Annotated in this window: 19 protein-coding genes and 1 tRNA gene; 8 read left to right on the top strand and 12 right to left on the bottom strand. The window is 70.4% G+C overall.

Annotation, left to right across the window (positions count from 1 at the left end; genetic code table 11):
* Positions 1-21: 21 nt before the first annotated feature.
* The 5 genes from AC067M_RS26135 (at position 22) to AC067M_RS26115 (ending at position 4,398) form a co-directional block, all read left to right on the top strand.
* Complete coding sequence (locus AC067M_RS26135) at positions 22-630, top strand: hypothetical protein (protein WP_478699455.1); 609 nt, start codon at positions 22-24, stop codon at positions 628-630.
* Positions 627-1,823 (top strand): hypothetical protein, encoded by a 1,197-nt coding sequence (locus AC067M_RS26130; RefSeq protein WP_478699454.1) that lies wholly within the window; start codon positions 627-629, stop codon positions 1,821-1,823. The genes AC067M_RS26135 and AC067M_RS26130 overlap by 4 nt, the downstream gene beginning before the upstream one ends.
* A gap of 7 nt (positions 1,824-1,830) precedes the next feature.
* A complete protein-coding gene (locus AC067M_RS26125; RefSeq protein WP_478699453.1) occupies positions 1,831-2,499 on the top strand; it encodes a hypothetical protein in 669 nt (222 codons plus the stop codon).
* 127 nt (positions 2,500-2,626) lie between these two features.
* Positions 2,627-4,114: a WhiB family transcriptional regulator gene (locus AC067M_RS26120; RefSeq protein ID WP_478699452.1), complete on the top strand. Its 1,488-nt coding sequence runs from the start codon at positions 2,627-2,629 to the stop codon at positions 4,112-4,114.
* A gap of 17 nt (positions 4,115-4,131) precedes the next feature.
* Positions 4,132-4,398 (top strand): hypothetical protein, encoded by a 267-nt coding sequence (locus AC067M_RS26115; protein WP_478699451.1) that lies wholly within the window; start codon positions 4,132-4,134, stop codon positions 4,396-4,398.
* Between the two features lie 442 nt (positions 4,399-4,840).
* On the opposite strand, the gene AC067M_RS26110 is transcribed toward AC067M_RS26115, so the two are convergent.
* From AC067M_RS26110 to AC067M_RS26090, 5 genes are all read right to left on the bottom strand, one after another.
* Positions 4,841-5,290: a heat shock protein transcriptional repressor HspR gene (locus AC067M_RS26110; protein WP_478699481.1), complete on the bottom strand. Its 450-nt coding sequence runs from the start codon at positions 5,288-5,290 to the stop codon at positions 4,841-4,843.
* Positions 5,291-5,295: 5 nt separating this feature from the next.
* Positions 5,296-6,477 carry a molecular chaperone DnaJ gene (dnaJ, locus tag AC067M_RS26105; protein WP_478699450.1) on the bottom strand — a complete coding sequence of 394 codons (1,182 nt, stop codon included), beginning with the start codon at positions 6,475-6,477 and terminating at the stop codon, positions 5,296-5,298.
* Positions 6,478-6,522: 45 nt separating this feature from the next.
* Positions 6,523-7,179 carry a nucleotide exchange factor GrpE gene (gene grpE / locus AC067M_RS26100; protein WP_478699449.1) on the bottom strand — a complete coding sequence of 219 codons (657 nt, stop codon included), beginning with the start codon at positions 7,177-7,179 and terminating at the stop codon, positions 6,523-6,525.
* Positions 7,176-9,041, bottom strand: a complete 1,866-nt coding sequence (dnaK, locus tag AC067M_RS26095) for a molecular chaperone DnaK (RefSeq protein ID WP_478699448.1) — start codon at positions 9,039-9,041, stop codon at positions 7,176-7,178. Before dnaK ends, grpE begins: the two co-directional genes overlap by 4 nt.
* Before the next feature lie 95 nt (positions 9,042-9,136).
* Positions 9,137-10,207 (bottom strand): MraY family glycosyltransferase, encoded by a 1,071-nt coding sequence (locus tag AC067M_RS26090; RefSeq protein WP_478699447.1) that lies wholly within the window; start codon positions 10,205-10,207, stop codon positions 9,137-9,139.
* A gap of 228 nt (positions 10,208-10,435) precedes the next feature.
* Here AC067M_RS26090 and AC067M_RS26085 point away from each other — a divergent pair, with 228 nt between their 5' ends.
* Positions 10,436-12,733, top strand: a complete 2,298-nt coding sequence (locus tag AC067M_RS26085) for a (Fe-S)-binding protein (RefSeq protein ID WP_478699446.1) — start codon at positions 10,436-10,438, stop codon at positions 12,731-12,733.
* A gap of 99 nt (positions 12,734-12,832) precedes the next feature.
* Positions 12,833-13,912, top strand: a complete 1,080-nt coding sequence (locus AC067M_RS26080; protein ID WP_478699445.1) for a Yip1 family protein — start codon at positions 12,833-12,835, stop codon at positions 13,910-13,912.
* A gap of 101 nt (positions 13,913-14,013) precedes the next feature.
* On the opposite strand, the gene AC067M_RS26075 is transcribed toward AC067M_RS26080, so the two are convergent.
* Entirely contained in the window at positions 14,014-14,511 is a 498-nt protein-coding gene (locus AC067M_RS26075) for a phosphoribosyltransferase (protein ID WP_478699480.1), read from the bottom strand.
* Positions 14,512-14,519: 8 nt separating this feature from the next.
* Complete coding sequence (gene dcd / locus AC067M_RS26070; RefSeq protein WP_478699444.1) at positions 14,520-15,095, bottom strand: dCTP deaminase; 576 nt, start codon at positions 15,093-15,095, stop codon at positions 14,520-14,522.
* A 512-nt stretch (positions 15,096-15,607) separates the two neighbouring features.
* On the opposite strand from dcd, the gene AC067M_RS26065 reads away from it, so the two are divergent.
* Positions 15,608-15,681: transfer RNA gene (locus AC067M_RS26065), tRNA-Gly, on the top strand.
* 95 nt (positions 15,682-15,776) lie between these two features.
* On the opposite strand, the gene AC067M_RS26060 is transcribed toward AC067M_RS26065, so the two are convergent.
* From AC067M_RS26060 to AC067M_RS26040, 5 genes are all read right to left on the bottom strand, one after another.
* Positions 15,777-16,286, bottom strand: coding sequence for an inclusion body family protein (locus AC067M_RS26060; protein ID WP_478699443.1), 510 nt, complete (start codon positions 16,284-16,286; stop codon positions 15,777-15,779).
* A gap of 80 nt (positions 16,287-16,366) precedes the next feature.
* Positions 16,367-18,214, bottom strand: a complete 1,848-nt coding sequence (locus AC067M_RS26055; protein ID WP_478699442.1) for a thiamine pyrophosphate-binding protein — start codon at positions 18,212-18,214, stop codon at positions 16,367-16,369.
* On the bottom strand, positions 18,211-20,250 hold the full coding sequence (locus AC067M_RS26050; RefSeq protein WP_478699441.1) for a flavin monoamine oxidase family protein: 2,040 nt from the start codon (positions 20,248-20,250) through the stop codon (positions 18,211-18,213). The genes AC067M_RS26055 and AC067M_RS26050 overlap by 4 nt, the downstream gene beginning before the upstream one ends.
* Positions 20,251-20,711: 461 nt before the next feature.
* On the bottom strand, positions 20,712-23,093 hold the full coding sequence (locus AC067M_RS26045; RefSeq protein WP_478699440.1) for an ABC transporter permease: 2,382 nt from the start codon (positions 23,091-23,093) through the stop codon (positions 20,712-20,714).
* A complete protein-coding gene (locus AC067M_RS26040; RefSeq protein ID WP_478699439.1) occupies positions 23,090-23,851 on the bottom strand; it encodes an ABC transporter ATP-binding protein in 762 nt (253 codons plus the stop codon). Before AC067M_RS26040 ends, AC067M_RS26045 begins: the two co-directional genes overlap by 4 nt.
* Positions 23,852-23,876 lie beyond the last annotated feature (25 nt).

The raw sequence follows: 23,876 nt of genomic DNA, 5'->3' as shown, positions 1-23,876 counted from the left end.
AGACGAGGAAGGCGACACACGATGACGACTCTCAAGACGGAGCGCTCCCCCCAAAAGTTCACCGAGGAACTGAGGGGACTGGAGCACGTGGACTGGCCGTCGGTCTGGGCCGGCCCGCCCAGCTCCGGTCAGGCGCTGGACGACTGGTGCACCCTGCTGGGCTGGAAGCCCGTACCGAGCGAGCGGACGCTCAGCGTCGAGACCGCCACCGGCCAGCACATGGCGCTGTACCCGGTCGTCGGCGGGGACTGGGCCCCGGTCGCGAGCCTGTCCTGGACGACCTGGCATCTCAGGGCGGACGACCCGGCCGAGAACCAGACGGTGCTGGACCGCGCCGCCGAGGCGTGGACGGCGTACGAGGCGGCCGCGCGCTCCGTGCTCGGCGCGCCCCAGTTCTCCGGAGCCTGGGACGACCCGGCCTTTCCCGAGCCGCCGCACGACGGCCACTGGCTCATGCCGCGTGCCCTGCGGCTGGAGAACCAGAGCCCCTACCGCCTGGCCATCTGGCCGGCGCTCGGCCCGGAGGGGCGCGTGACGGTGCTCTGGGTCAACCTCGGCCTCGCCCCGCTGCCGGGCGAGAAGCGAGGCGCGCTGATCAAAATCGACTGCTACCCGCCGGAGGTCTTGTGAACCAGGAGCCGCTGCCGAACGAGCTCATCGACGCCGCGCGAAAGCTCCGCAAGGACGACGCCCGCCGGCTGACCCCCGCGCAGGGCTTGGCGATCGCCCAGCAGCTCAAGGCCCAGGCCAGAGCCGCCGAGAAGGGCCTCACGGAGTACCTCGTCGACTTCGTCCACGAGGAGCTCGGCCCGCACGTCGCGACACCCGACCCCGACATCAGGTCGGCCTTCTGGTCCCACATCCTCCAGGACCACCCCTCCCTCGAAGAGAACGAGCGACTCAGCAACCAGTACGTCGCCGGGGCGTACACCGATGCGGAGAACGCGGTGGCGGACGGGAGCACGCGCTTCCTGGAGGGCACCCGGGGCGGCAAGGAACTGAGCGCCCTCCACCTGTGGGACAAGGCCGTGCACGACGCACTGGAGCTGGACGAGAAGGAGGGCAACGCCCTCGCCGGCAAGGCCTGGTCCGCTCTCTCCCAGGAGTACGCGAAGGCCACGCAGGGCGAAGCCGTCCTCTTCGCCCGGGGTCTCGCCCCCTGGTCGGTGGCGTACCAGACGGAACTGCCCGAGCTCCGCACCGGAACGGGCCTCGACAACATCCACTTCATGTACCCGCCGTCGGAGGCGGATCTCGAAGGCCTCCCGCCGGAGACACGGGCCCTGCTGTCCGAGGACCGCGTCCGCGCGCAGGTCCACCACCTGTCCTACGAGGACGCCGATCCGCGGCGCGCCCAGGTCGCCGAGGCCGGCTACGTCGACCTCAAGACGCTGAAGTCCCTGACCACCCCCGAGGCGCAACGCGTCGCGATCCTCGAGGCCTGCGCCCGCGTCGCTCACCTGGACGGCCGTGAGGCCGACGCCCGGTTGCTCACGGAGGAGGTCCTGTCCCTCCAGGCCGAACAGGGTGTCGAGGCTGCGGCGGTCGAGGAGCGGCAGGCGCCGGAGATCTCCGCTCCCCCGGTCAGCACGCACGGCGTCTTCCTGCCCGGCGTCACCGTCAACACCGGAGCGGAGTCGCGGCAGCCCGCGTCCCCGGTTCAGGCCGCGGCCACCGCGGTCAGCACCCACGGTGTCTACCTGCCCGGCGTGAACGTCGAGGCGAAGAACGTCGTGACGCCGGGCCCCGAGAACACTCCGGCACCACCCACGCAGGCGCCGCCCGCCCCCGAGAAGTCGAACGACTCCGGCCTGGGAGTGTGACCCGCCCATGAGCCGCACACACCGCACCCCGCCGGACCGCGTACAGCAGCGCGACCGGCAGCACGTCCCCCGGCCCGCTGCCGGCAGCCCCCTGCGTCGCCTCCTCCGCCAGGACGAGAACGACACGTGGGCCGTCCGCCTGCTCCCCCGCGTCGTCTTCGGTCTCGCCGCCGCCTACACCCTGGTCACCCTCGCCTCCCGGAGCGGCTCGTCCTTCCTCACCGTCTGTGCGCTGCTCGTCCTCGGCGCGGTCGTCTGGCTGCTGCGGCGCAGGGCGCAGTTGCTGCTGGCTCTCGGATCGAGCATCCTCGCCGCCGCGTTCACCGGCTACTTCTCGGCGGTGGGCGACGCGGCCCGCTGGAACTCGGGCACGGCGGTGAGCGGGACGGCCGCCTTCGGCTACTGGGCCCTCGCCGGCATGGCCCTCCTCGGTGCCTGGATGGTGAAGGACCACCCGGGCCGGCGCGGCGTCACCGTCGTCCTGGCGGATGTGATCCTCGTCATTGCCTCGGCCGTCGGGATGTTCGTCCCGGAGGCGGGCGTGCCGGTCGGATTCCTCGGTGTGGTCGGGGTGTTGGCCCTGCGCGGCGGAGGCCTGGAAGCCACGGTTGGCCGGATGTCGCCTCTCCTCGGCCGCCTGCTCCGGCGCAAGAACGCAAGACCGGTGGACAGCTGAGGCCGATGTGAATGTTTGGTCGCGTCAATGTGTCGGAACGGCACGCCCTTTGCAGATGCGTTGCACGAGGTTGACGAATTGCTTTAAAGTCCCCGGCGATCAAGGATCACCACGGGGGACAACAGACATGCGTATGGCAAGCCATACGGCGCTGCTCGCGCGCTCGTCGCGCGGGCCGGTACGGGGGGCGCACCTACCTGACGCCGCCCTGCCCTGCCGGCGCCGACCGGACGTCTTCCAGCACCCGCTGCTGGAGAGCGCGGACACCACGACGGACGCGACGGACCCCTCACCGGAACAACGGGAGCACCGCCGCCAGCACCTCGTCCTGCAACGCACCGCCCGCGACCTGTGCGCTTCCTGTCCCCTGTGGGCGGAGTGCCTCCAGGACGCCGTAGCCCACGCCGAGCCGTCCGGCTACGCGGCCGCGACCACGCAGGAGGACCGGCGCTGGATCCGCCGCACGCTCGGCATCGGCGACGCCAACGGCGACCTGCCGACCCGCTCTGCGGATGGCTTCGGCGGAACCTCCCGCCGCCTGACCCGCCTGCGCTCCCGCGCCGGCGACCGTACCGGCGAAACGATCCTGCGCCACACCGGCGAACACGGCCTGCCCGAACTGGAGCAGATCCTCGACGCGTTCGATCTGCGTCAGGACCAACTCGCCCAGCAGCAAAGGGCGTTGCAGCAAATCATGCCCGACGCACCGGCACAGTTGCACGAGCACACCGGCACGCAGCCGACCCACAGACAGCCCCCGGCGTTCTCCCCGACGCACGGGCCGACGGCAAGCAGGAGCGAGGACATGGCAGCGGCCGAGTCCGGGCAGCGGATCGCCTTCTCGTACGAGGATCCCGCCCAGGCCGTACGCCAGGCCCTGCTCGGTCCGCTGGTCCGCTCCGCGCTGCCCGCGCTCACCAGCCTGGAACAGCTCGTCACCATGCTGATGAGCGTGCCCGGCGGCGATGTCACCTCCGAGACGGTGCGCGAGGTCCACGCCGTGCGGACATCCGTCGAGTCACTGCTCCCGGACTGTGCCGTGGGACCGGAGAGCACCGACACGCCCCAGCTCGCCGCCCTGACCGGGTCCGTCTCCCTCGACCTCGCCACGACGGACCCGGTCGCCGCGCTCCGTCGCGACTTCGTGGAGCCGCTGCTGCGCGAACTCGCCGCCTCCCTCGCCAACATAGAAAAGGTGGCCGCCATGCTGGCCGCGACCTCCGGCGACGGGGACGAGGCCCACCTGGAGGCGATCCGCACCGCCCTGCACGGCATCCGCGCCCACCTGCCGCACCCGGCGCCCGCCGGGACCACGACCTCGGGCACGGGTTCCGCGACCGTATCCGGCCGCCGTGCCGCCGCCCCCAGCATCCGCGCCGCCGTGGAGGCCGCCGTGGCGACCTTCCCCGGCCCGTTCTCCGCCCGCGACGTCCTGCGCGCGCTGCCACCCGGCGTCTACGGCGACCCGTCGAAGACGATCAGCAACGTCCTGTCCGCCCTGGTGAAGTCGGGCCGCCTTCAGCGCCTGGCCCGCGGCACGTACGCCCGCACCCCCGACGCCGCCGACCGCGACCTGCCCACCCTGCCCGAGCAGGACGAGGCGAAGAGCGCCTGAGCCGGAAGGAAACCCCAATGCCCGAAGCGACCCCGTCCCCCGCTGCATCCGGCGCCGAACTCGACGCCCAGGTCCACGTCTTCTCCCCCAACGCCGGCCTCATCGACGGCGTCCCGGTTACTGCCCCGCCCTACGGCGACATCCAGGACGTCATCCTCTCGATCCTCCAACAGCGCGCCCAGCAACTCGGTGGCCCCACCCCGGCCACCATCAACGACAACCGCTACGGCGGCGCGATCCGCCTCCTGATCCACCCGGACGGGACGACGGAACAGTTGGGCTGAGCACCCTGCGCCGGGGGTTAGGGCCTCTCGTTTGGATCAGGCCGGGCTCGCGGGCCCCGGCACCGCGCCTGGCCGCGTTGTCGTCGGTCGGCAGGGCTCCGCCCTGCCGCCCTCCTCCGCCTTGCGATGCACGGCACCGGACCCCGCTCCCTGATCCGGCCTGATCCAAACGAAAGACCCTAGCTCCGCTTGGGCCCGGTGATCGCCTCACCGATGACAAAAAGGCACGCGGCGACACCCTTGCGAGTGACTGGGGCGCGAGGGCCCTCGCCTCAGTCTGGCGTCGACCTGCCGAGCGCGGTGACCGCGCGGCGTAGGTGCGCTTCCATTCGGCTCTGCCTTTGGCGTTCCACCAGCCCCTTCCGCGCACCGTCGCCTCCTCCGGCACACGAAAGGGGCCCGGAGACGAAACTCCGGGCCCCTCCACGTGCAGGCACACGCCTCAGTCGGCCTGCTGCCGCTTCGGCCGCCACACCACCAACGCGCTGGTCTGCTGCACCTCCTGGTACGGCACCAGGTCCCGACGGTAGGAGGCATGCACCGCCGCCTCCCGCTGCTGCATCGCCGCCGCCGCGCCGTCCAGGGCGGACTGGAGTTCGGCCACCCGCGCCTGCAGCGCGGCGACCTGGTTCTCCAGTTCGATGATGCGCTTGATCCCGGCCAGGTTGATGCCCTCGTCCTGCGACAACTGCTGGACAGTGCGCAGCAGTTCGATGTCGCGGGCCGAGTAGCGGCGGCCCCGGCCCGGGGTGCGGTCCGGGGAGACCAGGCCCAAGCGGTCGTACTGGCGCAGCGTCTGCGGGTGCAGGCCGGAGAGCTGGGCCGCCACCGAGATGACGTAGACCGGGGTCTCCTCGGTCAGTTCATACGGGTTACGCCGACGGCCGTCCATCACGCTCAGGCTCCCTTCGCCGCCTCGAACAGCTCCGCCCGCGGGTCCTCGCCCGCGGTCGCCTCGCGATACGCCTCGAGTGCGTCACGAGCCTTCCCCGCCACGTCCTTCGGAACACTCACCTCGACGGTGACCAGAAGGTCGCCGCGGGTGCCGTCCTTGCGGACCGCGCCCTTGCCCCGGGCGCGCATGGTGCGGCCGTTGGGCGTGCCGGGCGGCAGCTTCAGGGTGACGGGCGGACCGCCGAGGGTCGGCACGCGGACCTCGCCGCCGAGGGCGGCCTCCGCGAACGTCACCGGGACGGTCACCGTGAGGTTGTCGTCCTTGCGGCCGAACACCGGGTGGGAGCTGACATGGACGACGACGTACAGGTCGCCGGCCGGGCCGCCCCGCTCGCCAGGTGCGCCCTTGCCGCGCAGGCGGATGCGCTGGCCGTCCGTGACGCCCGCGGGGATACGGACCTGCATCGTGCGGGACGACTTGGCGCGGCCGCTGCCCTTGCAGTCCATGCAGGGGTGCTCGGCGATCAGGCCGCGGCCCTTGCAGTCGGGGCACGGGTCGGTCAGGGAGAAACCGCCGCCCGAACCGCGCGCCACCTGCCCGGTGCCGACGCAGGTCGGGCACACGCGCGGTGTGCCGTTCTTGTCGCCGGTGCCCGAGCAGGCCTTGCACGGTGACTGCGAGGACATCCGCAGCGGGACCGTCGCGCCCTCGATCGCCTCGGTGAAGCTGAGGGTGACCTCGGACTCGATGTCCTGGCCGCGCCGCGGCTGTGTCCGCGTGCCCGTGCCCGTGGTGCCGCCGCGGTTGAACAGGCCCCCGAAGACGTCACCGATTCCGCCGCCGAAGCCTCCGGAACCCCCGCCCTGGGCGCCGCCTCCGAAGAGGTCGCCCAGGTCGAAGTTGAACGAGCCGCCGCCCGCGCCCGGCCCCGGGCGGAACCCGCCGTTGCCGAAGAGGGCGCGCGCCTCGTCGTACTCCTTGCGCTTCTTGGGGTCACCGAGGATGTCGTTGGCCTCGGAGATCTCCTTGAAGCGCTCCTCAGCTTTGACGTTTCCCTTGTTGGCGTCCGGGTGGTACTCGCGGGCGAGCTTGCGGTACGCCTTCTTGATCTCGGCCTCGGTGGCGTCCTTGGGGACGCCGAGGACCTTGTAGTAGTCCTTCTCGATGAAGTCCTTGGTGCTCATCCTCGACGCCCCTCCTTCCTGATCGAGTGTCTCGTCAGTTCAACGTCAGCCCTCGTCCGGGCCACCGTTGTCCTTGTCGTCGCCGGCCGCCTTCTCGTCGGACTCCTCGGCCTTGACCGTCTGGGCCCCCGGCTGCGGCTCGGCCACGGCCACCCGCGCGGGGCGGATGGTGCGCTCACCGATGCGGTACCCGGGCTGCAGAATCGCCACGCACGTCGTCTCGGTGACGTCCGGCGCGTAGCTGTGCATCAACGCCTCGTGGATCGTCGGGTCGAAGGGCTCGCCCTCCTTGCCGAACTGCTGCAGGCCCAGCTTCGCCGCGACGGTCTCGAGCGACTCGCCCACGGACTTGAAGCCGCCGACGAGTTCGCCGTGCTCCCGCGCGCGGCCGATGTCGTCGAGCACGGGCAGGAGCTCGGTCAGGAGGTTCGCGATGGCGATCTCCTTGACCGCGATCCGGTCGCGGTCGACCCGGCGGCGGTAGTTCTGGTACTCGGCCTGGAGTCGCTGGAGGTCCGCGGTGCGCTCACCGAGCGCAGTACGCACCTGGTCCAGCTGGGCCACCAGCCCGGCTGTCTGGTTCGCGTCCCCGGCCGGGGCCGCCCCCTCCTCGGAAGCGGCGGCCTTCGGCTCGGCGTCTTCAGGGGTGGCGCCGGAGGGGACGTCGGGCTTCTCCTCGAAGCCCGGGGTCTCCTCCGTCACGCGGCACCGTCCTTGCGCTCGTCGTCCACGATCTCGGCGTCGACGACGTCGTCGTCGGCCTTGGCACCACCGGCGGCGGCGCCTTCCGGACCGCCCGCGGCCTGCGAAGCCTGCGCGTCGGCGTACATCGCCTGGCCCAGCTTCTGGGAGACGGCCGCGACCTTCTCCGTGGCGGTGCGGATGTCGGCGGTGTTGTCGCCCTCGGCACCCTCGCCGCCCTTGAGCTTCTCCTTCAGCTCGCCGACGGCCTCCTCGACCTCGGCCTTGATGTCGGCCGGGACCTTGTCCTCGTTGTCCTTGAGGAACTTCTCGGTCTGGTAGACGAGCTGCTCGCCCTGGTTGCGGGCCTCGGCGGCCTCGCGGCGGGCGTGGTCCTCCTCCGCGTACTTCTCGGCCTCTTCACGCATCCGGTTGACCTCGTCCTTCGGCAGCGAGGAGCCGCCGGTGACGGTCATCTTCTGCTCCTTGCCGGTGCCGAGGTCCTTCGCCGTGACGTGCATGATGCCGTTGGCGTCGATGTCGAAGGACACCTCGATCTGCGGGACGCCACGGGGCGCCGGCGGCAGACCGGTCAGCTCGAACATGCCGAGCTTCTTGTTGTAGGCCGCGATCTCGCGCTCGCCCTGGTAGACCTGGATCTGCACGGACGGCTGGTTGTCCTCGGCCGTCGTGAAGATCTCGGAGCGCTTCGTCGGGATCGTGGTGTTGCGCTCGATCAGCTTGGTCATGATGCCGCCCTTGGTCTCGATACCGAGGGACAGCGGGGTGACGTCGAGCAGCAGGACGTCCTTGACCTCACCCTTGAGGACACCGGCCTGGAGCGAGGCGCCGATGGCGACGACCTCGTCCGGGTTCACGCCCTTGTTGGCCTCCTTGCCGCCGGTCAGCTCCTTGACGAGCTCGGCGACGGCGGGCATACGGGTGGAGCCACCGACGAGGACGACGTGGTCGATCTCGTTGATGGAGATGCCGGCGTCCTTGATGACGTTGTGGAACGGCGTCTTGCAGCGCTCCAGCAGGTCGGCCGTCAGCTGCTGGAACTGGGCGCGCGTGAGCTTCTCGTCCAGGTGCAGCGGGCCCTCGGCGGACGCGGTGATGTACGGCAGGTTGATCGAGGTCTCGGTGGAGGAGGACAGCTCGATCTTGGCCTTCTCGGCGGCCTCACGGAGGCGCTGGAGGGCCATCTTGTCCTTGCCGAGGTCCACGCCGTGGCCGCTGGCGAACTGCTTGACCAGGTAGTCGACGACGCGCTGGTCCCAGTCGTCACCACCGAGGTGGTTGTCACCGTTGGTGGCCTTCACCTCGACGACGCCGTCGCCGATCTCCAGGAGGGACACGTCGAAGGTGCCGCCACCGAGGTCGAAGACGAGGATCGTCTGGTCGTCCTTGTCGAGGCCGTACGCGAGCGCGGCCGCGGTGGGCTCGTTGACGATACGGAGGACGTTGAGACCGGCGATCTCACCGGCTTCCTTGGTCGCCTGGCGCTCGGAGTCGTTGAAGTACGCCGGGACGGTGATGACCGCGTCGGTCACCTTCTCGCCCAGGTAGGACTCGGCGTCCCGCTTCAGCTTCTGCAGGATGAAGGCGGAGATCTGCTGCGGGTTGAAGGGCTTCCCGTCGAGCTCGATCTTCCAGTCGGTGCCCATGTGACGCTTCACCGAGCGGATGGTCCGGTCCACGTTGGTGACCGCCTGGCGCTTGGCCACCTCGCCGACCAGCACCTCGCCGTTCTTGGCGAAGGCGACGACGGACGGCGTGGTCCTGGCACCCTCGGCGTTGGTGATGACGGTGGGCTCGCCGCCCTCCAGAACGCTGACGACGGAGTTAGTCGTGCCCAGGTCGATGCCGACCGCACGTGCCATGGTGATCTTCCTCCAGCTGACTTGAGTGGAACGGACTCAAGTGTGCATGACGGCCCCGGTGCGGTCAACAGACCTGAGTCGCGCCGACTCAAGTCTTATCCGTTCCTTACACGCAACCGCGGCCTGACCTGCGGCGACACCTGCGCCTGCGATGACATCCGCGCCGACATCCGCGTCGGCCCGACCGGCCGCCGCACACGCGCGTGCCCCACCGGCACCCTCGTCAACCCCAGTACGACCACCGGCGTCACGCCCGCCACCCACCACAGCGCCTGCGCGCCCACCCACCCCAGATGCACGAGGACTCCGACGAGTACCCCCGCGAAGGCCAGCACGCCGAGCAGCACCGCCGCCCCCTGCCCGGTGAGCCCGAGCCGCCGCAGCCGGTGCGCGAGGTGGTCCGGCGCCCGGCGCGGCAGCGGCCGCCCGGCCAGCCGCCGGGAGAGCACGACCAGGGCGACATCGGCCCCGGCGACGGCGGTGAGCGAGAACAGCACCCCGAGGTTCACGCCCAACCCGTGCCCCGCGCGGACGGTCACCGCCACCACGGCGAGCAGGAACCCCGCGAAGAGCGACCCGCAGCCCCCGAGCGCCACCCGCGCGGGAGGCCAGTTGTGCATCAGGAACCCGGTGAGGGCGGCGGCCAGCACACTGAGCAGCCCCGCGAGCCCGTCCATCACCTCGGCGGCGGCACAGGCGGCCACCCCGAACGCGGTGAGGACTCCGACGGTGCCCGCGAGCCCGTCGGCGTGGTCCAGGGACCGGAAGGCGACGGCCACGAAGGTGACCCAGCCGGCGGCCAGCACCCCGCCCGGTACGCCGAGATCGCCGTACGGCACCACCCAGGCCGCCGCCACCGCCGTACCGACGACGAGGAAGCGCGCCTTCAGCCGCCACACGTCCGCGGCCAGCCCGAGTACGGCGATCACGGCGCCCGCGATCAGCAGGTCCCGGACCTCGTCGTCGAGCGGGGCGGCGTCCAGCCAGTCCCCGGCGACCACGACCAGACAGGTGACGAGCACGACGGCCACTCCCCCGGACAGCGGCACCGGACGCTGCCGTCGCCGGTCCACGAACCCGAGGCGCAGGGCCGGGACGCGGAACAGCGCGGCGAGCAGCGCGGCGAGAAGGAGGGCGGTGGTGGCGGCTGCGATCCCGTAGAGCACGTCACCAAATTAAGACGGATGTAACGATATGCGGTGAATAACACGACCGACTCGGCGCGCCGCGTCATGGCTGGACCCACGCCCTCACTGAGGGCTGCCTCAGTAGCACAGATCACCGCGCCCCTGACTACAGTGCGGCGCAGAATGTGGGTAGTCTCAAGGGACTGCATAAGTTACCGCTTAGTAATCTCGCTCGAAGAACACCTCGCAGGCCCGAGGAGCCCCCAAATGCAACTCGCCGCGATCATCGTGTCGCTGGTCCTGACCGTGGTCGGCGTCGCGCTGCTCGCACGCGCCATCGGCCAGTTCGTCAGGTATTTCAAGCTCGGCCAGCCCGTCCCCGCCGGCACCCGCACCGACAACCCCTACCAGCGCAGTGTGACGCTGGTGCGGGAGTTCCTCGGCCACACGCGGATGAACCGCTGGGGCATCGTCGGTGTCGCCCACTGGTTCGTCGCGGTCGGCTTCCTGACGCTGCCGCCGACCCTGGCGCAGGCGTTCGGCCAGCTCTTCCAGGCCGACTGGACGCTGCCGCTGATCGGCGACTTCCTGCCGTTCGAGATGTACATCGAGTTCATCGGCGTGATGACGGTCCTGGGCATCGCCGTGCTCATGGCGATCCGGCTGCTGAGCCTGCCCTCGCGCGCCGGCCGCAAGTCCCGCTTCGCCGGCTCCAAGGCCGGTCAGGCGTACTTCGTCGAGTACGTCATCCTCACCATCGGCCTCGCCATCTACGTGCTGCGTGGCCTTGAGGGCGCGATCCACCACGTGGAGCACTACGAGGCCGGGTACTTCGCCTCGTACCCGCTGGTCCTGGCCTTCAAGGGACTGAGCGTCTCCACGCTTCAGAACCTGGTCTACCTGGTCGCGACCATCAAGATCGGCACCTCGTTCATCTGGATGATCGTGGTCTCGCTCAACACCAACATGGGTGTGGCCTGGCACCGCTTCCTGGCCTTCCCGAACATCTGGTTCAAGCGCGAGGCGACCGGCGGGACCGCGCTGGGCGGCCTTCAGCCGATGACGTCCGGCGGCAAGCCGATCGACTTCACCGACCCGGGCGACGACGACGTCTTCGGCGTCTCCCAGGTCGAGCAGTTCTCCTGGAAGGGCCTGCTCGACTTCTCCACCTGCACCGAGTGCGGCCGCTGCCAGTCGCAGTGCCCGGCCTGGAACACGGGCAAGCCCCTCTCCCCCAAGCTCCTGATCATGTCGCTGCGCGACCACGCGCACGCCAAGGCGCCGTACCTGCTGGCCGGCGGCGGCAAGACGATGGAGGGCGAGGAGAAGGCGTCCGAGGAGGCCCTGAAGGACGTCCCCGCGGCGGCTCTCGCCGAGGCCGAGCGCCCGCTGATCGGCACGGCCGAGGAGAACGGCGTCATCGACCCGGACGTCCTGTGGTCCTGCACCACCTGCGGCGCCTGCGTCGAGCAGTGCCCGGTCGACATCGAGCACGTCGACCACATCGTCGACATGCGCCGCTACCAGGTCATGATCGAGAGCTCCTTCCCGTCCGAGGCGGGCACGATGCTCAAGAACCTGGAGAAGAAGGGCAACCCCTGGGGCCTGGCCAAGAAGCAGCGACTGGAGTGGACCAAGGAGGTCGACTTCGAGGTCCCGGTCGTCGGCAGGGACATCGAGGACCTGTCCGAGGTCGAGTACCTGTACTGGGTCGGCTGCGCCGGCGCCCTGGAGGACCGCGCCAAGAAGACCACGAAGGCCTTCGCCGAGCTGCTGCACATCGCGGGCGTCAAGTTCGCGATCATGGGCGGCGACGAGAAGTGCACCGGTGACTCCGCCCGCCGCCTCGGCAACGAGCCCCTGTTCCAGGAGCTCGGCATGGAGAACGTGGCGGCGCTGAACATGGCGTTCGGCGAGGAAATGGACGACGAGGGCAACGTCACCCCCGAGTCCAGGAAGCCGAAGTCGGCGAAGAAGATCGTCGCCACCTGCCCGCACTGCCTCAACACGATCGGCAACGAGTACCCGCAGCTCGGCGGCGACTACGAGGTCATCCACCACACCCAGCTGCTCCAGCACCTGGTGGACGAGGGCAAGCTGATCCCGGTCACGCCGGTCGAGGGCATCATCACGTACCACGACCCCTGCTACCTGGGCCGCCACAACAAGATCTACACGCCTCCGCGCGAGATCATCGCGGGCGTGCCGGGTCTCCGTAACGAGGAGATGCACCGCCACAAGGAGCGCGGCTTCTGCTGTGGCGCCGGTGGCGCGCGGATGTGGATGGAGGAGCGGATCGGCAAGCGCATCAACAACGAGCGCGTCGACGAGGCCCTCTCCCTCAACCCGGACATCGTCTCGACGGCCTGCCCCTTCTGCCTCGTGATGCTCACGGACTCCGTGAACGGCAAGAAGAACGATGGCAAGGCCAAGGAGTCCATCCAGGTCGTCGACGTGGCCCAGCTGCTGCTGGAGTCCGTCAGGACGCCGGTCCCGGACGAGGACGAGCCCCCGGCGGGTTCGTCGGAGTCGGAGAACGAGCCGGAGCCGACGCCGGTGAAGTGACGGCGCTCCCACGGCGTCGCGGCGCCCCCTGCCCCTACGGGCGGGGGGCGCCGTGCTGTTGGTGCGAGTGAGGGACAACTCCGTGACGTCCCTTAGGGGATGTCACAGCTCGGCCGCAAACCCCCCGCCAGGAGGGTGCGTCCCACACGTCACTTGGTGGGACCAGGTACGTTCGAAGGCGTGGCTGGATTCAGGATCGGACGCGGCGGCCGGGACGGCCGTACCCCGCAGACGCGACCCCAACAACCTCCGTACGGACAGCAGGCGCCCCAGGGCCCGTCGTACGGCTACCCGCCGGCGCCGCCGCAGCCGTCGTACGGCCGTCAGCGGCCCCACCAGGGCGGCCAGCAGCCGCCGTACGGCGGTGGAGGCGGCGGCGCCCAGTGGCCCCAGGCCCCCCATGCGCCGCAGGCGCAGGGCGGTGGCTACGGCGGTCAGGGCGGCGAGCCGGAGTACTTCGGCGGCGACGATCCGTACGGCCCCGGACCCGGCAACCCGGACCCGTACGCGGCCAACAACCCGGGCCACACCCAGGCGTTCTCGGTCGACGACCACGCCCAGTACGCGGACCCGCAGGGCTACAGCCAGGGCGGGACGTACCAGGCGGGCGCGGCGGCGGCCCCGTCGGGCCCGGTCGGACCGCGCCTGCACTGGAAGGACCTGCTGAGGGGCATCGTCACGACCCCCAACCAGACCTTCCTCCAGATGCGTGACTACACGATGTGGGGCCCGGCCCTGATCGTGACGTTCCTCTACGGCCTGCTCGCGGTCTTCGGCTTCGACGGCGCCCGTGCGGACGCGATCAACGCCACGCTCTCCAACGCGGTCCCGATCGTCCTGACGACGGCCGTCGCGATGGTGGTCTCGGCGTTCGTCCTGGGCGTGGTCACCCACACCCTGGCCCGTCAGCTCGGCGGCGACGGCGCCTGGCAGCCCACGGTCGGCCTGTCCATGCTGATCATGTCCCTGACGGACGCCCCCCGCCTGGTCTTCGCCATGTTCTTCGGCGGCGACGCGACCTTCGTCCAGGCCCTCGGCTGGGCCACCTGGGTGGCCGCGGGCGCCCTCCTGACCATCATGGTCACCCGCTCCCACGACCTGCCCTGGCCGAAGGCGCTGGGCGCGTCGGCGATCCAGCTGATCGCGCTGCTGTCGATCGTGAAGCTGGGTACGTTCTAGCGGGTTCCGCTGAACCACGAGAAGGGCTCCCGGCGGAAACCGGGAGCCCTTCTCTCACTCATCAGGCGGGGTGGTCCCGCGTTGGTGGTCCTGCGTGATGGTCAGGCGTCGAGCACCTGACCGGCGCGCCTGACGACAGGCGGCAGGACGCTCCACGGGAAGTTGATCCACTCGTCGGTGCGCTTCCAGACGTACTCGCACTTCACGAGCGAGTGGGACTTCTCATAGATGACGGCGGTGCGCACCTCGGCGACGGTGTCGAGGCAGAAGTCGCGGACCAGCTTGAGCGTCTTGCCGGTGTCGGCGACGTCGTCGGTGATCAGGACCTTCTTGTCGGAGAAGTCGATGGCGTTCGGGACGGGCGCGAGCATGACGGGCATCTCGAGGGTGGTGCCGACGCCGGTGTAGAACTCGACGTTCACGAGGTGGATGTTCTTGCAGTCGAGCGCGTAGGCGAGCCCGCCCGCGACGAAGACGCCGCCACGGGCGATGCTGAGCACGATGTCGGGCTCGTACCCGTCGTCGGCGATGGTCTGCGCCAGCTCGCGCACGGCGACGCCGAACTGCTCGTAGCTGAGGTTCTCCCGCACGGCCCCCACGTCGGCACTCACACCTGGGTCCGGTGGAAGTTGAGGAAGGACCGGGAGGCGGTGGGCCCGCGCTGCCCCTGGTACCGGGAGCCGTACCGCTCACTGCCGTACGGGTGCTCGGCCGGCGAGCTCAGCCGGAACATGCACAGCTGGCCGATCTTCATCCCGGGCCAGAGCTTGATGGGGAGCGTGGCGAGGTTGGACAGCTCGAGGGTCACGTGCCCGGAGAAGCCGGGGTCGATGAACCCGGCGGTGGAGTGGGTGACGAGTCCGAGCCGCCCGAGGGAGGACTTGCCCTCGAGCCGCGAGGCGAGATCGTCGGGGAGGGTGATGACCTCGTAGGTGGAGGCGAGGACGAACTCCCCGGGATGCAGGATGAACGGCTCGTCCCCGTCCGGCTCCACGAGCCGCGTCAGATCGGCCTGCTCGACGGAGGGGTCGATGTGGGGGTAGCGGTGATTCTCGAACACCCGGAAGTAGCGGTCGAGCCGCACATCGATGCTCGACGGCTGCACCATCGATTCGTCGTAGGGATCGATCCGTACCCGCCCGGAGTCGATCTCGGCCCGGATGTCCTTGTCAGAGAGAAGCACGCCCCGAGGATACGCAAGGCGCGCGGAGCCGCCACAATCAGGACGACTCCGCGCGCCAGGCCGTTTCTCTCCGTATTCCTACCGCTTCTGCAGGGTCACTGGCACCACACTGCGAAGCCGGGCACACCGAGGGCACCGGACGAGCCGTCCGGGGCCGAGTCGCTCGGCCTGCTGCATCGGGAACGAAGCGGTGGTGAACACGTGCCCATCGGCACAGCGGACGGCGGTGCGCTCCATCAAGTCCTGAAGTCCCTTCCCCAAAGAGCCACGTCTGGCTGGGATGTCACTGACGACAAAAGCCACATTACGGGACGATCGGGACGACCCTCCAGGCGGCACTCCAACCACTCCCGGACCCTCTCCCGCGCCCCCACCGTACGCCCCAACTCCGGCTCCGTGTACCCGGATCCCACCCCTGAAACGCACTCAGACCCACCGGGCTCCAGCACCGGGGGTCTGCGGTTTGGTACAGTGACCAAGCGATCGGACACCGGCTCCCACCGGCGTCTTACGCGGGTGTAGTTTAATGGTAGAACATCAGCTTCCCAAGCTGAGAGCGCGAGTTCGATTCTCGTCACCCGCTCCATGAAGAAGGCCCAGGTCAAAGACCCGGGCCTTTGCTGTTCGTGGTGATCAGCCGTTACGTGCGGCCGCGCCGACCGCCCCCTCGTCCGAGGCCCGTCAGGGCTGCTCGATGGTGATGAAGGGGTCCCACTGGAAGTACCCCTGCAGGTTGCGGTGGTGGTCCAGGATCTGGAAGTAGAAGTGGTACACGACCTTGCCGGTGTGCTTGACGGTTGTCCGCCAGTAGTGGTCCTCGTACTCCTGGGTCGTGAAGGCCGGCGTGCCCTCGCTTCCCTCCTGCGGCATCGGGTAGACGCCCTGGATCACCTCGATCTCCGGCGCCCTGATGAGCAGATGCTGGTTGTCGCTGCTCACGTACCGGTAGAGGAGTGCCTTGTAGTCGCTGCCGAGCGACAGCGTCGTCTCCCGCCACTTGACGCTGTCGCCGGGTTCGGCCCGGAGGTTCAGCTCGGCGCCGGACGTGCCGATGATGTGGTCCTGGCGCGTCGTCATGTAGATCAGGTTGTGGTCGACGTAGGTCGGCGCTTCGGGGTTCCTCGACGCGTTGGGGTTCCGCTCGACGATCGTGGCCGCGTCGAACGCGATCAGTACGTTGAGATCAGCCATTTCCTGCCCCCTTCGGTTACCGGTTTCTCCAGGCACACCGCCTTGGCGTGCCCCTTGCGCCCTGCGGACCGAGCGGCCCGTCAGGTGGTCGTGGCGGGCTTGGGCACCTTGTACGCCATCGCCCGCGGGTAGTCGCGCCGGCGCAGGCGGACGCGGACCAGCAGCGGTCCGGCGTTGACCGGGTCGGCGGGGTCGGCGAGGCGGGCCAGCAGGGCGTCCAGCTCGGAGGTGTCCGCGACGGCCAGCCCGTTCGCCGGGGTGTGCTTGTCGGCGAAGACGGCGGCGAGGCGGTCGTAGTGCCAGGGGTGGAGGACGTTGTAGAAGTCCGCGTCGCTCTGGTCGTGCTCGGCGTGCTCGGCGTAGTAGGAGGGGTGGACCAGCATCTGCTCGATCCCGTAGAAGTGTCCGTTGTCCATGACGAACACCACCGACCGCAGCCCGAGCCGGGTGTGGGTGGAGATCTCCTGACAGGTCTCCTGGAAGGCGCCGTCGCCGACGAACACCATCGGGCGGGCCTCGCCGCGCTCGGGGGCGAGCGCGGCGCCGGTGGCCGCGCCGACCGACCAGCCGATGGACAGCCAGCTGACCTGGGACAGGAATCCGCCCGCGGGCAGGGACAGGTTCATCGAGCCGATGAGCGAGAAGGCCGCGTCGGAGACGACCGTCCAGTCCTCCCGGGTCTCGTGGCCCAGGAAGTGGTTGATCCGGTCGAACACGCCGTCGTAGGTGAGGTGTTCGGGGTGCCGGGACCGCGAGCCGCTGACGTGGAGCGAGGCCCGGTGGTGTTCGAGGGCGGCGGGGCGGCCCTCGGGCGCTCCGTGGTGGGCGTGGGCCTCGGCGTAGTAGTCGGCGGTCAGCCCGCCGGAGCCGTAGTCCTTGACCAGCGCGTCCTGGAGGGCGGGCAGCAGTTGTTCGAGCTGGACGTCGGGGAAGTAGGAGGTGCCGACGCTGACGCCGCCGTTCGCGGCCATCACCCAGTCGGTGCCGACGCACTGCTCGCCGCCGAGGTTCTTCGACGTGGACCAGGCGCCGAGCCCGATCCGGCAGGTGGCCCAGTCCCTGAAGATCCAGTGCACGTCCGGGTGGCTGGCATGGCCGTTGTAGACGCCGTGGAACCGCGGCAGGTCCTCGTCGACGACGGCCTTGGCACCGACGCTGGTGCAGAACGGCACTCCGGTGGCCTCCACCAGGTCGGTGAGCTGCCCGGCGAGGCGGAAGCGGTCGATCTCCTCGCCGGCCCACACAATCGGGCGGGGCCTGCCGTCCGGGCCGGGGTGTTCCCCGATCAGGGTGAGGATCGCGTGCACGGCGTTGTCGAGCATGGTCCGGCTGCGCGCGCTGAACGGCCGGTCGCGGCGGACGAGCGGCGCCTCGGGCTCGGCGCAGGGCTCGTCCCACAGGTCCTCCATGACCTCCAGGTAGACCGGCCTGCGCTCGGTCAGACAGGCGGTGAGCGCGGCGTCGATCTGGCCGGGGGCGAGGCCCGGGTTGGAGATGACCTGTGCGTCCACGGTGACCTGCCGGTAGACGTCCAGGTTGCTCTCCGTGCGGGGGCTCATGTGGGAGGTGAGCAGGCCGAGGGCGCGCTGGTTCTGCCACTGCTCGTAGGGCGGGGAGGCGTTGACGGCGACGAGCGGGACCCGCTCGACGTAGGCGCCGCCACAGGCGTTGAGCAGGTTGAACGCGCCTACGCTGTAGGTGACCGCGGCCGCGCCCATGCCGTGGATGCGGGCGTAGGCGTCGGCGGCCTGGCCCGCTCCGCCCTCGGTGGGGGTGCCGACCCACTCGATGTCGCCCTCGGCGCGCAGGGTGGTCAGGAACGGGCCGAGGTGGTTGCCGGGGACACCGAACAGGTGGGTGATGCCCAGCTCGGCCAGGCGCAGAGCGAGGTAGCGGGCGACCGTGCACCCGGGGGTGATCGCGATCACGACGAGTACTCCTCCCTGTCCGGGCCCGGGGTGGTGACCGGCGGGGCCTGGTGGACGGCGACGGCGGCGCGGACGGCGCTCTCCAGGGCGCCCTCGATCCAGGCGTGTTTGAGGGAGGTGTGCTCTCCGGCGAAGTGCACGGGGCCCTCGGGCCGGGAGACGTCCAGGTGGAAGCTGGTCATCTGGTGCGCGGTGTAGATGGCGGCCTCGCCGAAGGCGTACGGGTCGCGCGCCCAGCTCTTGGTGGCGCCCCGGCCGCTGAAGAAGACCTCGATGCGGCGGCCGTGCAGGGCCTGGAGGTTGCGCAGAGCGTAGACGTAGCGCTCCGCGTCGCGCATGGAGTCCCAGCGCGCGGCGTCGTCGGACCAGCAGTACGAGGCGAGTACGACGCCGCCGGTACTGCCTTCGACCCGGTGCGAGGGGTAGTACATGAACCGGTTGGGGTTGTCGGTGGCGGAGCCCCCGCCGTGGCAGTGGGTGGCGGGGCGGACGGCGGGGCCGCGCAGCGGCATGGTGCTGTTGAGCTGCCGCATCTCTTCCGTGACGTCGCTGTCCTTGACCGCGGCGCCGAGCAGGCCGGCCTCCGGCTCGGGGAGGGTGAGGTGGGGTTCGGCGTCCATTCCGGCGCTGAGCCGGTAGTACTCGTAGAGGCCGGGTGCGATGTTCTCCAGTTCGCCGCGCCAGTCGTCCTCGGTGAACTCCCACCACCGGTGGCTGAACTCCAGCAGCACCTTGGTGGCCTGGTCGTAGTGGGTCTCGATGACGGCGCGGCGCTTCTTGTACGACATCGAGGGGACGATCTCCACGAAACGCAGGGCGGAGAACGGGATGGTGACGATCGCCAGGTCCGCGGTCCACAGGCGCGGCGGGGCCTGTGGGTCGTTCTCGGCGACGGTCTGCACGGCCACGCCCCAGCCGTCGGGACCGACGGCGCCGGTGCCCTCGGGGTCGGTGTCGCGGCTGGGGTCGTGGTACTCGAGGCGGATCATGCGGTGGCCGAGCCGCACCTCGTCGCGCAGGCCCTGGTGGAGGGCGTGCGGCAGGCGCCAACTGCCGCCGGGTATTTCCCAGTAGCGGACGGTGGGGTTGATGTCGCTGCGGCTCAGGAAGCTGTGGAAGAAGGAGAGGTGCAGCCGTGAGGACATGTTCTCCAGCGTTCCGACGGCCTCGATCGCCTCGTCGCTGAGCCCGGCGTGGTCGCGCAGGAAGCCGCCCATCGAATAGCCGTCGAAGTCGCGGATCACCCGGGCCCAGCCCTCGACCCACTCGTCGAACGGTTTGTTGACGCGCTTTCCGTCGACGATGTCGGAGTAGTAGTCGCGCACGCTCTCCAGCGCGTCGTCGACCATTTTCACGACGGGGGCGCGTACCTCGTCGTCGGTGAGGTGGAAGCCCTCATTGATCCGTTCGGGACCGGTGGTGTAGTCGGCCCGCCGTACCTGGACGCGGTTGGCGCGGATCCAGGAGTTGCCGCGCTTGTCGGGTTCGCGGAAGTCGGGGCTGTCGTCACCGTAGGTCCAGGTCCGGCCGGTGAAGGAGGTGTACGTCACCGGTGGGACGGGGACGTCGGGGCCGCTTCCGGTGGAGGGGTCCACGTCCACGTTGTAGAACTGGCGGCGGCCGAGCCCGAGCTTGTCGACGACGGCGAGGACGAGCGGGTGGAAGTCGGGCAGCCGCATGGCACCGGCCTCGGCGTACTGGGCGGGGTCGGCGAAGGGCTGGTGCTGTTTGGTGGCGCGGAAGGTCTTGATGCGTCCGCCGACGCGGCCGGCGTTCGCTTCGAGGATGGTGACGTCGTGGCCGGCGTCCTTGAGCAGGCGGCCGGCGACGAGGCCGGTGATGCCGGCCCCGATGACGAGGATCTTCTTGCGTGGGTGGTGGGTGGGGCCGAGGCGGCCCGTGTCGATCAGGGTGTGGAGATAGTCGAGCTTGAGGTCCTTGTCGTCCGGGCCGACGAGAAGGAGTTCGCGGGCAAGTCGGAGACAGGTCTGCCAGCGCGCACGGGTGGCGGTGTTTTCCCGTGGAATGTCGGTCATAGCTTGCGATCGTAGAGATGGGGAAACGGTTTCCCGCCTCCTCCTGCGAATAAAGTCCAAAAGGCGCCGATCGCGCTGCTTGACGGAAATTCGGCTTGCTCGAATTCTCCGTGGCGGACAGATGATCTGCCAGGGACGGAGGGGGAAAGAGAAACGAAGCCGAATCGATAATCCACTACGGAATTCGGAAGTCCTGGCGCCTCAATGGTGGTGGTCTCGCCAGCCGATCGGGGCGGGAAGGGCACCAGAACAGTGATTTTCCGTCCAGTCGTCGCCGCCGCGGCCTTGCCCGGTGTCGTGCCGCCCCGGGTGTCGTGGGTTGGGACGTGGGTGGCAGCGGCGCGGTGCGAAGCGTCATCCGGCTCCTGCCGCTGACCAACGGTCTGCCGCCGATACGCGGCAAGCACGTATTCCCTTACAGGGCGGACGCGTGATCAGTGGTCGCGTGCCGGACGGTCTGCTCATGCCCGCCGCATGCGCCTCAGGGCGCCGCGGGCCGGCAGGACGGTGGCCGCCGTGCCGAGCAGCAGGCAGCCTGCCACCACGCCCGTGAGCCAGGGCCAGGCCGGCGACAACTCCACTGGCAGGCCCAGCTCCTCGCGAAGGCCGTGGACCGTGCCGAACAGGGCCGGGGCGGCCGCCGCCAGGCCCAGGGCCGCGCCCAGGGTGACGACACAGCACGTTTCGGCTGTAAGGGCCAGCAGCACCTGGCGGGGCGTCGCACCGGACAGGCGCAGTACGCGGAAGTCGCGTACCCGGCCCGCGGTGGCCGTCAGCAAGGTGGAGGCGACGGCGATCGCCGTGTAGCCCGCCGATACGGCGACGAGCATCAGGGTGAAGATCCACACAAGCCGGTCCTCCTCGGCGTCGTCCGAGGCCGCGTACGCCTCCACGGAGACCTCATCGGCGCTGAGCCCGGCCAGGAGGTGCGTGGGGGCGTGAGTTGTGCGGTAGGCGACGTCCGCCAGTGCGGACGGGTCGTGGTCGCGTACCAGGTCGCGCGGGAGGAGGACCTGGTACGGCATCGAGTCGTCCACCACGGCCGTCACACGCAACCTCCGCGTACGGCCGTCCTCGAGGGTGAGTGGGGCGACATGGCCCTTGCGCCAGCCGTGCGCGGCCGCCACCGCCGCCGTGACGACGACCGTCTCGCCACGGGGCGCGGGCACGGCATACACCTGCTCGAAACCGGACGACACCCCCGCCGCGGACAGGGCCGCTCCGCCGTCACCGCCGTACACGGTCGTCGACAGCAGCGACGTGCCCTCGACCCGGGCCACCGCCGCGTCCGACAGACCCGGCGTCCCTCTGGGCACCACCGCCGCCTCAGCCCGTACGGCCGCGGCCTGCCGGGCGGTGTCGGCACTCTGGGTCGTCTGCACGGTGCTGGTGATCAGTACGGCGAAAGCGACGGTCGCCAGCACCGGGGCGACGGTGGCGGAGGTTCGGCGCACCGCGGTGATCATGTTCTCGCGGACGAGCACAGCCGTCGCACCGGGGCGCCGGGCGAGCGGCCGGGTCAGTGTCCCGATGACGGGCCCGACAAGCGCCGGTGCGAGGAGGGTCAGGCCGACTGTCAGGCTCATCGCCGTGCCGAGCGCCAGCAGCACGATGCCGTCGGCCCCTGCGAAGGCCGTGCCCACCGAGCAGACCGCGCCCGCGCCCGTCGCCGCCAGCCCGGCGACCCGGCGGCGCCGCGTCATCGGCCGGCTGTCCACCGCCGCCTCCCGCATCGCCTCCAGCGGCTTCACCCGGGACGCCCGGCGCGACGCGGCCCCCACGCCGACGAGGGCCACCACCACGCCCGAGGCGAAGGCCGCAACCGGTACCCACCACCGCAGGCTCACGTCGAAGCCCGCCGGCTGGAAGCCCGCGTCGATCAGCACCCCGGTCATCGTGGGCGCGAGCACCACGCCGAGCAGTGCCCCCGCCGCCGCACCGACGGCGCCCACCGCCAGGGCCTCGCCGTACACCAGCCGCTTCAGCTGCCGCGGTGTGGCGCCGATCGTCCGCAGCAGACCGAACTCGCGGCGCCGCTGCGCGACGGCGAACGCGAACGTCGAGGAGACGACGAAGACCGTGACGAAGGCGGACAGCAGCGCCATGGCGGTGAGCACCTGGCCGCCGATCCAGCGGGTCATCTCGTCCTGCTTCGGCGCCAGCGCGTCGCGTAAGGCACCGGTCAGGACCGTGCCGTCGCCGCCGGCGACGCGCCGCGCGGCTGCCGCGACGCGGGAGGCGTCGGTTCCCGGCGCGAGGAGCAGCCCGATGGTCCGTACTCCGCCGGCCAGTTCGGAGGCCCGCCGGTCGGTGACGTAGTAACCGGGGCCGTTCATCGTCCCGGACACCGAGAACCGCTGCGGTCCGCGCGCCGTCAGCACCGTGACGGGCTCGCCCGGCGTGAACCCGAGGGACCGGTCCACGACGATCTCGCCCGCGGTGGCAGGCGGCCTGCCCTCGCTCAGGCCGTACGCGGCAAGCGCCGCGGTCGACCAGGGGTGGCCCTGTCGCTCGCCCCTGCGCTGTTCGGTGTCCGCCGCCTGCGCGTAGAACGACCGGTCCGTCACCGCATCGGTGACTCCCGGCAGCTCGGCCAGCTTCCGTCGCAGTTCCTCGGCGCGCCCCGGTGCCCACGGCGGGTTCTCCACGAACACTCCACCGGTCTGCGTCCCCGCCGGACTCTGCACCAACACCGGTGCCCCCGCGAGCCGTTCAGGCACCCTCGTGCCGTCCGACAGCAGCACCAGCGCGCTCATCGCCACCACCGCGACGCCCAGCGCCACGGCCACGAAGCACCCCAGGAAGGAGCTCCAGCGTTCCCTTGCCGTCGCCAGGCTGATCACGGTCCAACCTCCAGCGCGGCGGTCCGCGCCGCGATCGCCTCGGCACCGGCGGCACCCGGCAGTTCGTCCACGAGCCGTCCGTCCGCCAGCAGCAGCACGCGATCCGCACACGCCGCGGCGGCAGGGTCGTGCGTCACCATCACGACCGTCTGGCCCTGGCTGCCCACCAGGTCCCTCAGCAGCCGCAGCACCGTCCGCGACGCCCGGGTGTCCAGCGCGCCGGTCGGCTCGTCGGCGAAGAGGACGGCCGGCCGCGCGATCATCGCCCGCGCGATCGCGACTCGCTGCTGCTGGCCTCCCGACAGTTCGCCCGGCCGGTGTCCGAGGCGGTCCGCGAGCCCGACAGCGGCTAGCACCGCCCGCACCTCGTCTGCCGCGGGGCGCCGCCCGGCCAGTCTCAACGGCAGTTCGACGTTCTGCGCTGCGGTCAGTGCCGACACGAGGTTGAACTCCTGGAAGACGAAACCCACCCGCTCCCGGCGCAGCATCGTCAACGCGTTCTCGTCCAGCCCGCCCAGGTCCGTACCGCCGATCAGCACCTCCCCGGCGGTCGGCCGGTCGAGGCCCGCCGCGCAGTGCAGCAAGGTGGACTTGCCGGAACCGGAGGGGCCCATGACGGCGGTCATCGTGCCAGCCGCGAAGTGCGTGGACACGTCGTCGAGAGCCGTGACGGCCTGATCCCCGGTGCCGTGGCGCTTCGTCACCGAGCACAGCTCGACGGGCCGCACGGCCGCCGAAGTGGTGTGTGTCGTGGTCATGTTGCAAGGCAACGGCAGGAGAACC

This window comes from Streptomyces sp. NPDC043427, assembly GCF_056436655.1.
This window is presented reverse-complemented; position numbering and strand designations above follow the sequence as displayed.